Source organism: Pseudomonas sp. SMN5 (assembly GCF_052041925.1).
In the GTDB taxonomy this organism is placed as follows: Bacteria; Pseudomonadota; Gammaproteobacteria; order Pseudomonadales; family Pseudomonadaceae; genus Aquipseudomonas.
This window is the reverse complement of sequence record NZ_JBKGGX010000013.1, coordinates 1-12,691: the sequence shown is the minus strand read 5'-3', so window position 1 is coordinate 12,691 and position 12,691 is coordinate 1. Positions and strand designations below refer to the sequence as shown.

Here is a 12,691-nt window from a genome sequence, read left to right as displayed (position 1 = left end):
TTTCTTTATCGAGCCTTAACCATGAATCAGAACGCTGAATATTCCGCGGTCAATGACGCGGTGCGCGGGCAGTTTTTCCGCCGTGTCTGGCAGATGACCACGCCGTACTGGCGCAGTGAGGAGAAGGGCAAGGCCTGGACGCTGTTGATCGCCGTCATTGCGCTGTCGCTGTTCAGCGTGGCGATTTCAGTGTGGATCAACAGTTGGTACAAGGATTTCTATAACGCCTTGCAGGAGAAGAACAGCGAGGCGTTCTGGCAGTTGATTCTGTATTTCTGCGGCATCGCCGCAGTGGCGATCCTCGGCGCCGTTTATCGCCTGTACCTGACGCAGATGCTCACCATTCGCTGGCGGGCCTGGCTCACCGAGCAGCATTTCGCCCGCTGGCTCAGTGACAAGAATTACTACCGGCTGGAGCAGGGCGGCTACACCGACAACCCGGACCAGCGGATTTCCGAAGACCTCAACAGCTTCACCACCAACACCCTGAGCCTGGGGCTGGGCTTGCTGCGTACCGTGGTCAGCCTGGTGTCGTTCTCGATCATCCTGTGGGGTGTGTCCGGCAGTATCGAAGTGTTCGGCTACACCATCCCCGGCTATATGTTCTGGTGCGCGCTGGTGTACGCGGCGGTGGGCAGTTGGCTGACGCATTTGATCGGCCGCCGCCTGATCGGCCTGAACAACAACCAGCAACGCTTCGAAGCCGACCTGCGTTTCTCCATGGTGCGGGTCCGTGAGAACGCCGAGAGTATTGCGCTGTACAACGGCGAACCCAACGAGAATCAGCGTTTGAACGGGCGTTTCGGCCTGGTCTGGCATAACTTCTGGGACATCATGCGGGTCTCCAAGCGCCTGACCTTCTTCACCTCCGGCTACGGCCAGATCGCCATCATCTTCCCGTTCATCGTCGCCGCGCCGCGCTACTTCGCCGGCAAGATCCAGCTGGGTGAACTCATGCAGATCAACTCGGCATTCGGCAATGTGCAGGAAAATTTCAGTTGGTTCATCAGCGCTTATGCCGATCTGGCTGCCTGGCGGGCCACTTGCGATCGTCTGCTGAGCTTCCGCCAGGCCATGAGCGACAACGAAGCGCGCGCGCCGGCCATCGATGTGCAGAACCAGGGCGATGCCCTGAAGGTGCATAACCTGGGGCTGGACCTGGCGGATGGCCGCCATTTGCTCAGCGACGCCGAAATGACGGTGGCGCCGGGCGAGCGAGTTATGCTCAGCGGACGTTCGGGCAGCGGCAAATCCACGCTGTTCCGGGCGATGGGACATCTGTGGCCGGCGGGGCACGGCGTGATCAGGCTGCCGGCGGCGCGCTATCTGTTTTTGCCGCAAAAGCCCTATCTGCCAATCGGCACGTTGCGCGATGCGTTGAGTTATCCACAGCCTGCCGATATCTACCCGGCGGAACGTTATGCACAGGTGCTGCAGACATGCCGCCTGCCGCATCTGGTGGAGCGTCTGGACGAAGCCAACCACTGGCAGCGCATGCTCTCGCCCGGCGAGCAGCAACGCCTGGCTTTCGCCCGCGCCTTGCTTTATGCGCCGCAGTGGTTGTACATGGACGAAGCCACGTCGGCGATGGACGAAGAGGACGAGGCGACGCTCTATCAGGCGTTGATCGACCAACTGCCGGGCCTGAGTATCGTCAGCGTCGGTCACCGAAGCAGTTTGAAACGATTCCATCCACGACATGTGCGTATCGAAAATGGCCAGTTGGTGGAGCGTGCCGTGACTGCCTGAGCAGGCAAAACCTGTGGGAGCGGGCTTGCTCGCGATAGCGATGGATCAGTTGATATTGATGTGGCTGACCCACCGCCATCGCGAGCAAGCTCGCTCCCACAGGGGTTTTGTGGTGAGCCGGGTGCTAATGTACGCAACTGCTCCAATGTGGGAGCGAGCCTGCTCGCGATGAAGGTCGCCGGTCCATTGCCTGGCTCAAACAACACGGACTCGCTGCACCCCACGGTGATCGTACAACCACGTTGCGCTATGATGATGCGCATTCAGCCGCTTGCCGAGACACAGACCCATGGAAAACCCGATCAACGTACCCCGCCTTCCCCGCAAGCGCCGCAGCCTGGCGCAGGAGCTGGTGACGGTGCTGACCGAGCAGATTCGCGACGGCCTGCTCAAGCGTGGTGATAAATTGCCCACCGAGTCGGCGATCATGGAAGCCCATGGCGTCAGCCGCACCGTGGTGCGCGAGGCGATTTCCCGGTTGCAGGCGGCCGGCCAGGTGGAAACTCGCCACGGCATCGGCACCTTCGTGCTGGACACGCCGAGCCCGAGCGGCTTTCGCATTGACCCGGCCACGGTGGTCACCTTGCGTGACGTGCTGGCGGTTCTGGAGTTGCGCATCAGTCTGGAGGTGGAATCCGCCGGCCTGGCCGCGCAACGCCGTAGCGACGAGCAGCTGGCGACCATGCGCGCTGCCCTCGACGCCTTGAAGGAAAGCGCGGCCCACGCCAGCGACGCGGTGGCCTCGGACTTCGCTTTCCACCTGGAAATCGCCCTGTCTACCGGCAACCGTTACTTCACCGACATCATGACCCACCTGGGCACTAGCATCATCCCGCGCACCCGGCTGAACTCGGCGCGCCTGGCCCATGACGACCAACAGCACTACATGGATCGCCTGAGCCGCGAGCACGAGGAAATCTACGAAGCCATCGCCCGCCAGGACTCCGACGCCGCCCGTGCCGCCATGCGCCTGCACCTGACCAACAGCCGCGAGCGGCTGCGCCAGGCCCATGAAGAGGCGCAGGCGCAGGGTTGATCAGTGGCGAGGAGGCTTGCTCCCGCTTGAGTGCGAAGCGCTCATTGCGAGGGGGCTGCTGCGCAGCCCAACGGGAGCAAGCTCCCTCGCCACATAGATCTAGCCAGCCGACCCACCGCCATCGCGAGCAGGCTCGCTCCCACAGTGGATCTTCTGTGGTCCCTGAATTCAGGGCCGCCACAAGTCCCCTTGTGGGAGCGAGCTTGCTCGCGATGGCGGTGGGCCAGTCAATGAACAGGCTGAATGTGAAGGCCTCTTCGCGAGCAAGCTCGCTCCCACAGTTGATCGCGGCGAGCCATGAGTTGAGGTCCGCCACGAATCCCTTGTGGGAGCGAGCCTGCTCGCGATGGCGTCGGGTCAGCCGCCGCTGTGCCCGAGCGCCTACGGCTCGATCTTCAACTTCACCGACGGATCGGAATACAAGTCATACCCCGATTCGTTGGCAAACCGGTAGCGCAGTTCAACCTGGCGGCCCAGGTACTTTTGCAGTTCTGCCTTGGGTACGGTGACTTTGAGCCCCGTCAGTTTCACCATGCCGTCGTTGGCATCGTCCCAGGTGCCGGCCGCCACCTGCTGGCCGGACCAGTCGGGATGATCCTTGTTGGCGCCGAGAATCGGATAGACCGACCAATCGGCGGAGATTTCATTCGAGTCAGGAATCTGGACTTCCAGATCGGCCCCCAGCTTCGACAGGCTGATCGTGACCTTCTCGGCGGGTTTGTTGCCTGAGAACTGGGTGATGATGGGCAGCGCAAAGTTCGACATGGTGTCTCTCCCTGTGAGGCGACCGTGCACGTCGCATACGGTGACTCACTGTTAGATAGGTAGCCAGAAAAACCCCGGCCGGGCGGTCGCACGGCCACTGCTGCGTTATGCCTGCATCGCGCCACCGCGCCTACTGACAGAGTTGACAGTCGCGATGAGCGGTCCGATACCCTGGCGAGGCAAGTTTCATCAAACCGGGGAAAGCGCGCCAAGCCTCGTGCCAGGGCGTTCGGAGAGGAACGCACGATGCCCAGCGGCGCACAAAAGACGAAATACAGTTGACGTCTACATTTTAAGTTGTACGATGACCTACAACTTCTGGCCGAAGCTTAACTCTCACACATACCATTTGCGTCCCAGGGTGTTCGAATAATGAATCCACAAGAACTGAAGTCCATCCTCTCGTCCGGCCTGCTGTCGTTCCCGGTCACCGATTTCACGGCCCAAGGCGATTTCAATCGCGACAGCTACATCAAGCGCCTCGAGTGGCTGGCCCCGTATGGCGCCTCTGCTTTGTTCGCAGCGGGTGGCACCGGTGAATTCTTCTCCCTGGCCGCCAGCGAGTACTCGCAAGTCATCAAGACGGCCGTCGACACCTGCGCCACCAGCGTGCCAATCCTGGCCGGCGTTGGCGGTGCCACCCGCCAGGCCATCGAATACGCTCAGGAAGCCGAGCGTCTGGGTGCCAAGGGCCTGCTCTTGCTGCCGCACTACCTGACTGAAGCCAGCCAGGACGGCGTTGCCGCCCACGTCGAAGCCGTGTGCAAATCCGTAAAAATCGGCGTGGTGGTGTACAACCGCAACGTTTGCCGCCTGAACGCGGTGCAACTGGAACAACTGGCCGAGCGCTGCCCGAACCTGATCGGCTACAAGGATGGCCTGGGTGACATCGAACTGATGGTGTCGATCCGTCGTCGCCTCGGCGATCGCTTCAGCTATCTGGGCGGCTTGCCGACTGCTGAAGTCTATGCCGCGGCTTACAAGGCCCTGGGCGTGCCGGTCTACTCCTCGGCGGTGTTCAACTTCATCCCGAAAACCGCGATGGACTTCTACCACGCCATTGCCCGTGACGATCACGAGACCGTCGGCAAGATCATCGACGATTTCTTCCTGCCGTACCTAGACATCCGCAACCGCAAGGCCGGCTATGCCGTGAGCATCGTCAAGGCGGGCGCCAAGATCGCCGGCTACGACGCAGGCCCTGTGCGCACCCCGCTGACCGACCTGCTGCCAGAAGAATACGAAGCCCTGGCCGCGCTGATGGACAAGCAAGGCAAGCAGTAACAGACCCGACAAAGCCGCTGAGCAATCAGCGGCTTTTTGCGTAAGGCTTTTTGTGAGGAGAGCATCCGTGACTGATGCAAAGCGTTTCGATAACTACATCAACGGTCAGTGGGTAGCCGGTGCCGACTATTGCACCAACATCAACCCGTCCGATTTGTCCGATGTCATCGGTGAATACGCCAAGGCTGACGCAGCGCAAGTCAACGCCGCCATCGAAGCGGCCCGCGCCGCATTCCCGGCCTGGTCGACCTCGGGCATCCAGGCCCGTCACGATGCGCTGGATAAAGTCGGTAGCGAGATCCTCGCCCGTCGCGAAGAACTCGGCCAGTTGCTGGCCCGGGAAGAGGGCAAGACCCTGCCCGAAGCCATCGGCGAAGTGACCCGCGCCGGCAACATCTTCAAGTTCTTCGCCGGCGAGTGCCTGCGCCTGTCCGGCGACTACGTGCCGTCGGTGCGCCCGGGCGTCAACGTCGAAGTCACCCGTGAAGCCCTGGGTGTGGTCGGCCTGATCACCCCGTGGAACTTCCCGATTGCCATTCCGGCGTGGAAGATCGCCCCGGCCCTGGCCTACGGTAACTGTGTGGTGATCAAGCCCGCCGAGCTGGTCCCGGGTTGCGCCTGGGCCCTGGCGGAAATCATTTCCCGCGCAGGTTTCCCGGCCGGTGCGTTCAACCTGGTAATGGGCAGCGGCCGTGTGGTCGGTGACATCCTGGTCAACAGCCCGAAAGTCGACGGCATCAGCTTCACCGGTTCCGTGGGCGTGGGACGGCAGATCGCGGTCAGCTGCGTATCGCGCCAGGCCAAGGTGCAGTTGGAAATGGGCGGCAAGAACCCACAGATCATCCTCGACGACGCCGACCTCAAGCAGGCCGTCGAACTGGCGGTGCAGAGCGCGTTCTACTCCACCGGCCAGCGTTGCACTGCGTCGAGCCGCCTGATCGTGACCGCCGGCATCCACGACAAGTTTGTCGCGGCGATGGCCGAGCGCATGCAGTCGATCAAGGTCGGCCACGCATTGAAGGCCGGCACCGACATCGGCCCGGTCGTCTCCGAAGCCCAGCTCAACCAGGACATGAAATACATCGACATCGGCCAGAGCGAAGGTGCCCGGCTGGTCAGCGGTGGTGGCCTGGTGACCTGTGACACCGAGGGTTACTTCCTGGCGCCGACGCTGTTCGCCGACAGTGAAGCTTCGATGCGCATCAGCCGCGAAGAGATCTTCGGCCCGGTCGCCAACGTGGTACGCGTGGCGGACTACGAGGCGGCGCTGGCGATGGCCAACGACACCGAGTTCGGACTCTCGGCCGGTATCGCCACGACCTCCCTGAAGTATGCCAACCACTTCAAGCGCCATTCTCAGGCGGGCATGGTGATGGTCAACCTGCCGACCGCCGGCGTGGATTACCACGTGCCGTTCGGCGGGCGCAAAGGTTCGTCTTATGGTTCGCGTGAGCAAGGTCGCTACGCACAAGAGTTCTACACCGTGGTGAAGACCGCCTACATCGGTTCGTAACTGCAACACCGGCCGGGCTGGCCAACCAGCCCGGCCGTACAATCTGCTGACCCGCATAAAAATAAATAGTGGGAGTACTGTTACATGCAAGCGACCAAGCCGACGCACGTCCGCTACTTGATCCTGCTCATGCTGTTTCTGGTGACAACGATCAACTATGCCGACCGCGCCACCATCGCTATTGCAGGCTCTAGCTTGCAAAAAGACCTCGGCATCGACGCGGTCACCCTCGGTTATATCTTCTCCGCCTTCGGCTGGGCCTACGTCGCCGGGCAGATTCCAGGCGGCTGGCTGCTCGACCGCTTCGGGTCGAAGAAAATCTATGCCCTGAGCATTTTCACCTGGTCGCTGTTCACCGTGCTGCAAGGCTATGTGGGTGAATTCGGCATGTCCACGGCCGTGGTTGCGCTGTTCATGCTGCGCTTTCTGGTGGGCCTGGCCGAAGCGCCGTCCTTCCCGGGCAACGCACGTATCGTCGCCGCCTGGTTCCCGACTGCGGAACGCGGCACCGCCTCGGCCATCTTCAACTCGGCGCAGTATTTCGCCACCGTGTTGTTCGCCCCGCTGATGGGCTGGATCGTCTATCGCTTCGGCTGGCAGCACGTGTTCATCGTCATGGGCGTGATCGGCATCGTGTTCTCGCTGATCTGGCTGAAGGTGATCTACAGCCCGCGCCAGCACCCGATGATCAACGAAGCCGAGTTCAATCACATCGCCGCCAACGGCGCGATGGTCGACATGGACCAGGACAAGGGCAAGAAAGCCAAGGCCGACGGTCCGAAGTGGGATTACATCCGCCAACTGCTGACCAACCGCATGATGCTGGGCGTGTACCTGGGCCAATACTGCATCAACGGCATCACCTACTTCTTCCTGACCTGGTTCCCGGTGTACCTGGTGCAGGAACGCGGCATGACCATCCTCAAGGCCGGTTTCATTGCGTCCCTGCCGGCGATCTGCGGGTTTATCGGTGGTGTGCTGGGCGGGGTGATCTCCGACTACCTGCTGCGCAAGGGCCACTCGCTGACCTTCGCCCGCAAGGCACCGATCATCGGCGGCCTGCTGGTGTCCAGCAGCATCGTGGCGTGCAACTACGTGGACATCGAGTGGATGGTGGTGGGCTTCATGGCCCTGGCCTTCTTCGGTAAAGGCGTCGGTGCGCTGGGCTGGGCCGTGGTGTCCGATACCTCGCCAAAACAGATCGCCGGTCTGAGCGGTGGCCTGTTCAACACCTTCGGCAACCTGGCATCGATCACCACGCCGATTGTCATCGGCTACATCATCAGCGCCACCGGTTCGTTCAAGTGGGCACTGGTGTTCGTCGGTTGCAACGCGCTGGTGGCAGTGTTCAGCTACCTGGTCATCGTCGGGCCGATCAAGCGTGTCGTGCTCAAGGAACCTACGGCCAAGGATGCCGGCATCTCCAGTCTGTCCGAAGCTAAATCCTGAAGGAGCGGCAGCAATGCAATTGATTGAACATGCCGACTCACCCCGTTACATCCGCTTGCACGAGCGGGACAACGTGGTGATCGTCGTCAACGACCAGGGCGTACCGGCCGGGACCGAGTTCCCGGATGGCCTGGTCACCGTGGACTTTGTGCCGCAGAGCCACAAGGTCACGCTGCAGGATATTGCCGAGGGCGGCGAAGTGATTCGCTACGGCCAGGTCATTGGCTACGCGTTGCAACCGATCCCCCGTGGCAGCTGGGTCAAGGAAGACCAGCTGCGCATGCCCACCGCGCCGCCGCTGGACAGCTTGCCGCTGTCCACCGACGTGCCGGCGGCCGATGCGCCGCTGGAAGGCTACACTTTCGAAGGCTACCGCAACGCCGACGGTACCGTCGGCACGCGCAATATCCTGGGCATCACCACCACGGTGCAATGCGTGACCGGCGTGCTCGATCATGCGGTCAAGCGCATCAAGGACGAATTGCTGCCCAAGTATCCGAACGTCGATGACGTGGTGGCGCTGACCCACAGCTATGGCTGTGGCGTGGCAATCACCGCCACCGACGCGTACATCCCGATCCGCACCGTGCGCAACCTGGCGCGCAACCCGAACCTGGGCGGCGAGGCGCTGGTGATCAGCCTGGGCTGTGAGAAATTGCAGGCCGGGCAGGTGATGCACGACAACGATAGCTCGGTGGACCTCAGCGAGCCGTGGCTGTATCGCTTGCAGGACGCCAGCCACGGCTTTACCGAAATGATCGAGCAGATCATGGAATTGGCCGAGACCCGCCTGAAGAAGCTCGACCAGCGCCGCCGCGAGACCGTGCCGGCCTCGGAATTGATCCTGGGCATGCAGTGCGGTGGCAGCGATGCGTTTTCCGGCATCACCGCCAACCCGGCGCTGGGCTACGCCTCGGACCTGCTGCTGCGCGCTGGCGCGACGGTGATGTTTTCCGAAGTCACCGAAGTGCGTGACGCGATCTACCTGCTGACCTCACGGGCTCAAACCCAGGAAGTCGCCCAGGAATTGGTTCGCGAAATGGACTGGTACGACCGTTACCTGGCCAAGGGCGAAGCCGACCGCAGCGCCAACACCACGCCCGGCAACAAGAAGGGTGGGTTGTCGAACATTGTCGAAAAATCCCTGGGCTCGATCGTCAAGTCCGGCAGCAGCGCGATCAACGGCGTGCTCGGCCCGGGCGAGCGCTTCAAGCAAAAGGGCCTGATCTTCTGCGCCACACCGGCCAGTGACTTTGTCTGCGGCACCTTGCAGCTGGCGGCGGGGATGAACCTGCACGTGTTCACCACCGGGCGCGGCACGCCGTACGGTCTGGCGATGGCGCCGGTGGTGAAGGTCTCGACCCGCACCGAACTGGCCCAGCGCTGGCCGGACCTGATCGATATCGACGCCGGCCGGATTGCCACCGGACGGGCGACGATCGAAGAGTTGGGTTGGGAGCTGTTCCACTACTACCTGGATGTGGCCAGCGGCAAGAAAAAAACCTGGGCCGAGCAGCACAAGTTGTTCAACGACATTACCCTGTTCAACCCGGCGCCGATTACCTGAGCCGGTGCCAATCACTACCCCCCCTGTGGGAGCGAGCCTGCTCGCGATGACGGCTGTGCATGCGACATTGATGTCGACTCAGACACCGCTATCGCGAGCAGGCTCGCTCCCACAAGGGAATCGTGGTGAGTACAGATTCTGCGGCCCCTGAAGAAAAATGTGGGAGCGAGCCCGCTGGCGATAGCGGTCTCTCCAGACGCCAATGCCGTGAGTGGCTTATCATTAGCCACCTAACGACATCCCTCTCAAGGTCCCCCGGCATGCTGGCAATTTTCCTCGAAACCCTGAACATCACCGCGCCGGTGTTTGCCATGCTGTTTCTGGGGGTGCTGCTCAAGCGCGTCTACTGGATCAACGACAACTTCATCCACATCGCCTCGTCCCTGGTGTTCAACGTCACCATGCCGGCGCTGTTGTTCCTCGGCATCCTCCACGCCGACCTGCACGCGGCCTTGCAGCCGGACCTGCTGATCTATTTCTCCATCGCTACCCTGGTGAGTTTCGCCATGGCCTGGGGCTGGGCGATCTGGCGTTGCCCGCGGGAGGATCGCGGCATTTATACCCAGGGCGCGTTTCGCGGCAACAACGGGGTCATCGGCCTGGCACTGGCGGCGAGCATGTACGGCGATTACGGGATTTCCTTGGGAGCGATTCTCGCGGCGCTGGTGATCCTGTTCTACAACACTTTGTCGACCATCGTGCTGGCGGTCTACAGCCCGGTGATCAAGTCCGATCCGTGGAGCATCTTTAAAAGTGTGATCAGCAATCCGCTGATCATCAGTGTGATCGCTGCTGCACCGTTCGCCTACTGGCAGATCGGCCTGCCAAACTGGTTAGAGACCTCGGGCAAATACCTGGCGCAGATGACCTTGCCCCTGGCGCTGATTTGCATCGGTGGCACGTTGTCACTGGCGGTCCTGCGCAAGAGCGGGAAGATGGCCCTGAGTTCGAGCCTGGTGAAGATGGTCGGCCTGCCGCTGCTGACGACCCTGGGCGCCTGGCTCTGGGGCTTTCGCGGGGCAGAGTTGGGGATACTGTTCCTGTACTTCGGCAGCCCCACCGCCGCCGCCAGCTTCGTCATGGCCCGCGCGGCCGAGGGCAACCACGAACTGGCGGCGGCGATCATCGTCATTACTACGTTGATGGCGGCGATTACCACCAATGTCGGGATCTTTGTGTTGCAGTGGGGTGGGTGGATTTAAGGTCAGGGTTTGTGGTGATCTTCAGGGCCAATCGTCGGATCGCCGCCCGGAGCAAGCTCGCTCCCACAGGAGATTTGTGGCGTATACAAAATTTGTGTTCATCGCCGGTCAACTGTGGGAGCGAGCTTGCTCGCGATAGCGATTTAACGGTCACTCAGGTTTCTGGTAGCTATCGATCACTTCCTGCGCCGCCCGAAACGCATCGATCGCCGCCGGCACGCCGGCATACACCGCGCAATGCAGCAGTGCTTCGCGTATCTCCTCCACCGTGCAACCGTTGTTCAGCGCTCCGCGCACGTGACCCTTGAGTTCCTGTGGGCACTTGAGCGCAGTGAGGGCGGCGAGGGTGATCAGGCTGCGGGTTTTCAACGGCAGGCCTTCGCGGCTCCAGACGCTGCCCCAGGCATGTTCATTGACGAAGTCCTGGAGCGGTTGGGTGAATTCGGTGGCATTGCCCAGGGCACGGTCGACGAACGCATCGCCCATGACCTGGCGACGCATGTCCAGGCCGGTTTTCGGAGTATCGGTCATGGCAAATCCCTCTTGTGATGTTGGCGACGCCAGGCGCGCAAGGAACTGAACAGCAAAAAGGCCAGCAGGGTTGGCAGCACGTAGAACAGCATCAGATGTTCCAGGCGGCCGGCCAACGGCATGCCAGTGGTGAACGACACCACGTGCAGCCCATAGGCCAGGTACAGCCCCAGGAGCAGCAGACCTTCGGCGCGGGTGACGCGATAGCCGGAATAGAACACCGGCAGGCACAGTACCGCGACGCCGAGCATCACCGGCAGGTCGAAGTCCAGGGCGTTGGGCGACACCGAAAGCGGCGTCGGGGCGGCGAGGGCGGTCACCCCCAGCACGCCCAGCAGGTTGAACAGATTGCTGCCGATCACGTTGCCCACCGCGATGTCCCGCTGGCCGCGCAGGGCGGCGATCAGCGAGGTGGCGAGCTCTGGCAGCGAGGTGCTGACCGCGACAACGGTCAGCCCGATGATCCGCTCTGAAAGCCCCAGGTCCGTCGCCACTTCCACGGCTGCGCCCAGCAACAGGTGCCCGGCGAAAATCAGCATCGCCAGGCCCAGCACGATCATCGACAGGCTCTTGAGCCAGGACGCTCGCGCCCCCTCGACGTCTACGGCATGGGGCCGCGCCGAGTGCCGGGACTGGCGCAGCAGCAGGCCCAGGTACACCGCCAGCGCCATCAACAGCAGGACGCCGTCCAGGCGGGTCAGCTCTTCATTCCAGGCCAGCACGAACACCAACAGGCTGGCGCCGATCATCAGCGGGATGTCCAGGCGCACCAGTTGGCGCGAGACGCGCAACGGGATGATCAGCGCCGACAGACCAAGCGTGACGAGGATGTTGAAAATGCTGCTGCCGATCACGCTGCCCACGGCGATGTCGGCGTTATGCGCCAGGGTCGCTTGCAGGCTGACGGCCATTTGCGGCGCACTGCTGCCTAAGGCGACGACGCTCAGGCCGATGATCAGCGGCCGTACTTGCAAGCGTGCCGCCAGGCCGACGGCGGTGCGCACCAGCAGCTCGGCGCCGGCGATCAGCAGTAGCAGGCCGCCGGCCAGTTCAATCAGGCTGAGCAACGGCAGGGCGGTAAGTAGGGAAATGGCCGGGCTCCGTCAGTCAATCGTCGAGGGCTTGCACGCGCACCCGTGCGGTGCCGGTGCGCAACATGCCCAGTTGCTCGGCCGCCTCGCGGGACACGTCGATCAAGCGCCCGCGCGTATACGGGCCACGGTCGTTGATGCGGACCACGACGCTGTCATTGTTGCCAAGGTTGGTGATTTTCACCCGCGTGCCGAACGGCAACTGGCGATGGGCGGCGGTCAGGCTGTGCTGGTCGAAACGCTCGCCGCTGGCGGTGCGTTTGCCGTGATGCCTGGCACCGTAATAGGAGGCGACGCCGGTCTGGTCGTAGCCGTGTGGATCGACCGTCCCGCTCTGGCTGGCACAACCGGCCAACAGGGACAGCAGGGCGCAGGCGCCGAGGAGACGCTTCATGTAGGGGGTTCCCACATCAGTGTGGTGGTGAAAAACATTGTGGCGAGGGAGCAAACCCCCCCCCCCCCCGGGAACGAACCCAACCCCCCGACCGGCTCCACCCCACCCAC

The 12,691-nt window shown here is 62.4% G+C and carries 11 protein-coding genes; 7 read left to right on the top strand and 4 right to left on the bottom strand.

All coding sequences use genetic code 11. The features are described 5' to 3' along the window. Positions 1 to 21 precede the first annotated feature (21 nt). A complete protein-coding gene (locus ACLEJR_RS14745; protein ID WP_440814780.1) occupies positions 22 to 1,749 on the top strand; it encodes an ABC transporter ATP-binding protein/permease in 1,728 nt (575 codons plus the stop codon). A 289-nt stretch (positions 1,750 to 2,038) separates the two neighbouring features. Then, the gene (locus tag ACLEJR_RS14740) at positions 2,039 to 2,785 is read left to right on the top strand and encodes a FadR/GntR family transcriptional regulator (RefSeq protein ID WP_245139665.1); all 747 of its coding nucleotides are present in this window, start codon (positions 2,039 to 2,041) and stop codon (positions 2,783 to 2,785) included. Between the two features lie 381 nt (positions 2,786 to 3,166). On the opposite strand, the gene ACLEJR_RS14735 is transcribed toward ACLEJR_RS14740, so the two are convergent. Further along, positions 3,167 to 3,550, bottom strand: coding sequence for a hypothetical protein (locus ACLEJR_RS14735; RefSeq protein ID WP_440793750.1), 384 nt, complete (start codon positions 3,548 to 3,550; stop codon positions 3,167 to 3,169). A 372-nt stretch (positions 3,551 to 3,922) separates the two neighbouring features. On the opposite strand from ACLEJR_RS14735, the gene kdgD reads away from it, so the two are divergent. From kdgD to ACLEJR_RS14710, 5 genes are all read left to right on the top strand, one after another. Beyond that, entirely contained in the window at positions 3,923 to 4,834 is a 912-nt protein-coding gene (kdgD, locus tag ACLEJR_RS14730) for a 5-dehydro-4-deoxyglucarate dehydratase (RefSeq protein WP_144922743.1), read from the top strand. A gap of 67 nt (positions 4,835 to 4,901) precedes the next feature. Continuing rightward, positions 4,902 to 6,347: an aldehyde dehydrogenase family protein gene (locus ACLEJR_RS14725; protein WP_440793752.1), complete on the top strand. Its 1,446-nt coding sequence runs from the start codon at positions 4,902 to 4,904 to the stop codon at positions 6,345 to 6,347. Between the two features lie 84 nt (positions 6,348 to 6,431). Continuing rightward, entirely contained in the window at positions 6,432 to 7,796 is a 1,365-nt protein-coding gene (locus ACLEJR_RS14720) for an MFS transporter (RefSeq protein WP_440814778.1), read from the top strand. A gap of 13 nt (positions 7,797 to 7,809) precedes the next feature. Next, positions 7,810 to 9,363 carry a galactarate dehydratase gene (gene garD / locus ACLEJR_RS14715; protein ID WP_440814776.1) on the top strand — a complete coding sequence of 518 codons (1,554 nt, stop codon included), beginning with the start codon at positions 7,810 to 7,812 and terminating at the stop codon, positions 9,361 to 9,363. A gap of 260 nt (positions 9,364 to 9,623) precedes the next feature. Beyond that, complete coding sequence (locus ACLEJR_RS14710) at positions 9,624 to 10,565, top strand: AEC family transporter (protein WP_440814774.1); 942 nt, start codon at positions 9,624 to 9,626, stop codon at positions 10,563 to 10,565. Positions 10,566 to 10,715: 150 nt separating this feature from the next. Here the strand turns inward: ACLEJR_RS14710 and ACLEJR_RS14705 are convergent, their stop codons facing one another. From ACLEJR_RS14705 to ACLEJR_RS14695, 3 genes are read right to left on the bottom strand one after another with little or no spacing between them, the layout of a single operon-like run. Continuing rightward, a complete protein-coding gene (locus ACLEJR_RS14705; protein WP_003177973.1) occupies positions 10,716 to 11,096 on the bottom strand; it encodes a carboxymuconolactone decarboxylase family protein in 381 nt (126 codons plus the stop codon). Beyond that, positions 11,093 to 12,154: a calcium/sodium antiporter gene (locus ACLEJR_RS14700; protein WP_440793958.1), complete on the bottom strand. Its 1,062-nt coding sequence runs from the start codon at positions 12,152 to 12,154 to the stop codon at positions 11,093 to 11,095. The genes ACLEJR_RS14705 and ACLEJR_RS14700 overlap by 4 nt, the downstream gene beginning before the upstream one ends. A gap of 49 nt (positions 12,155 to 12,203) precedes the next feature. Then, positions 12,204 to 12,581 carry a septal ring lytic transglycosylase RlpA family protein gene (locus ACLEJR_RS14695; protein WP_047699503.1) on the bottom strand — a complete coding sequence of 126 codons (378 nt, stop codon included), beginning with the start codon at positions 12,579 to 12,581 and terminating at the stop codon, positions 12,204 to 12,206. Positions 12,582 to 12,691 lie beyond the last annotated feature (110 nt).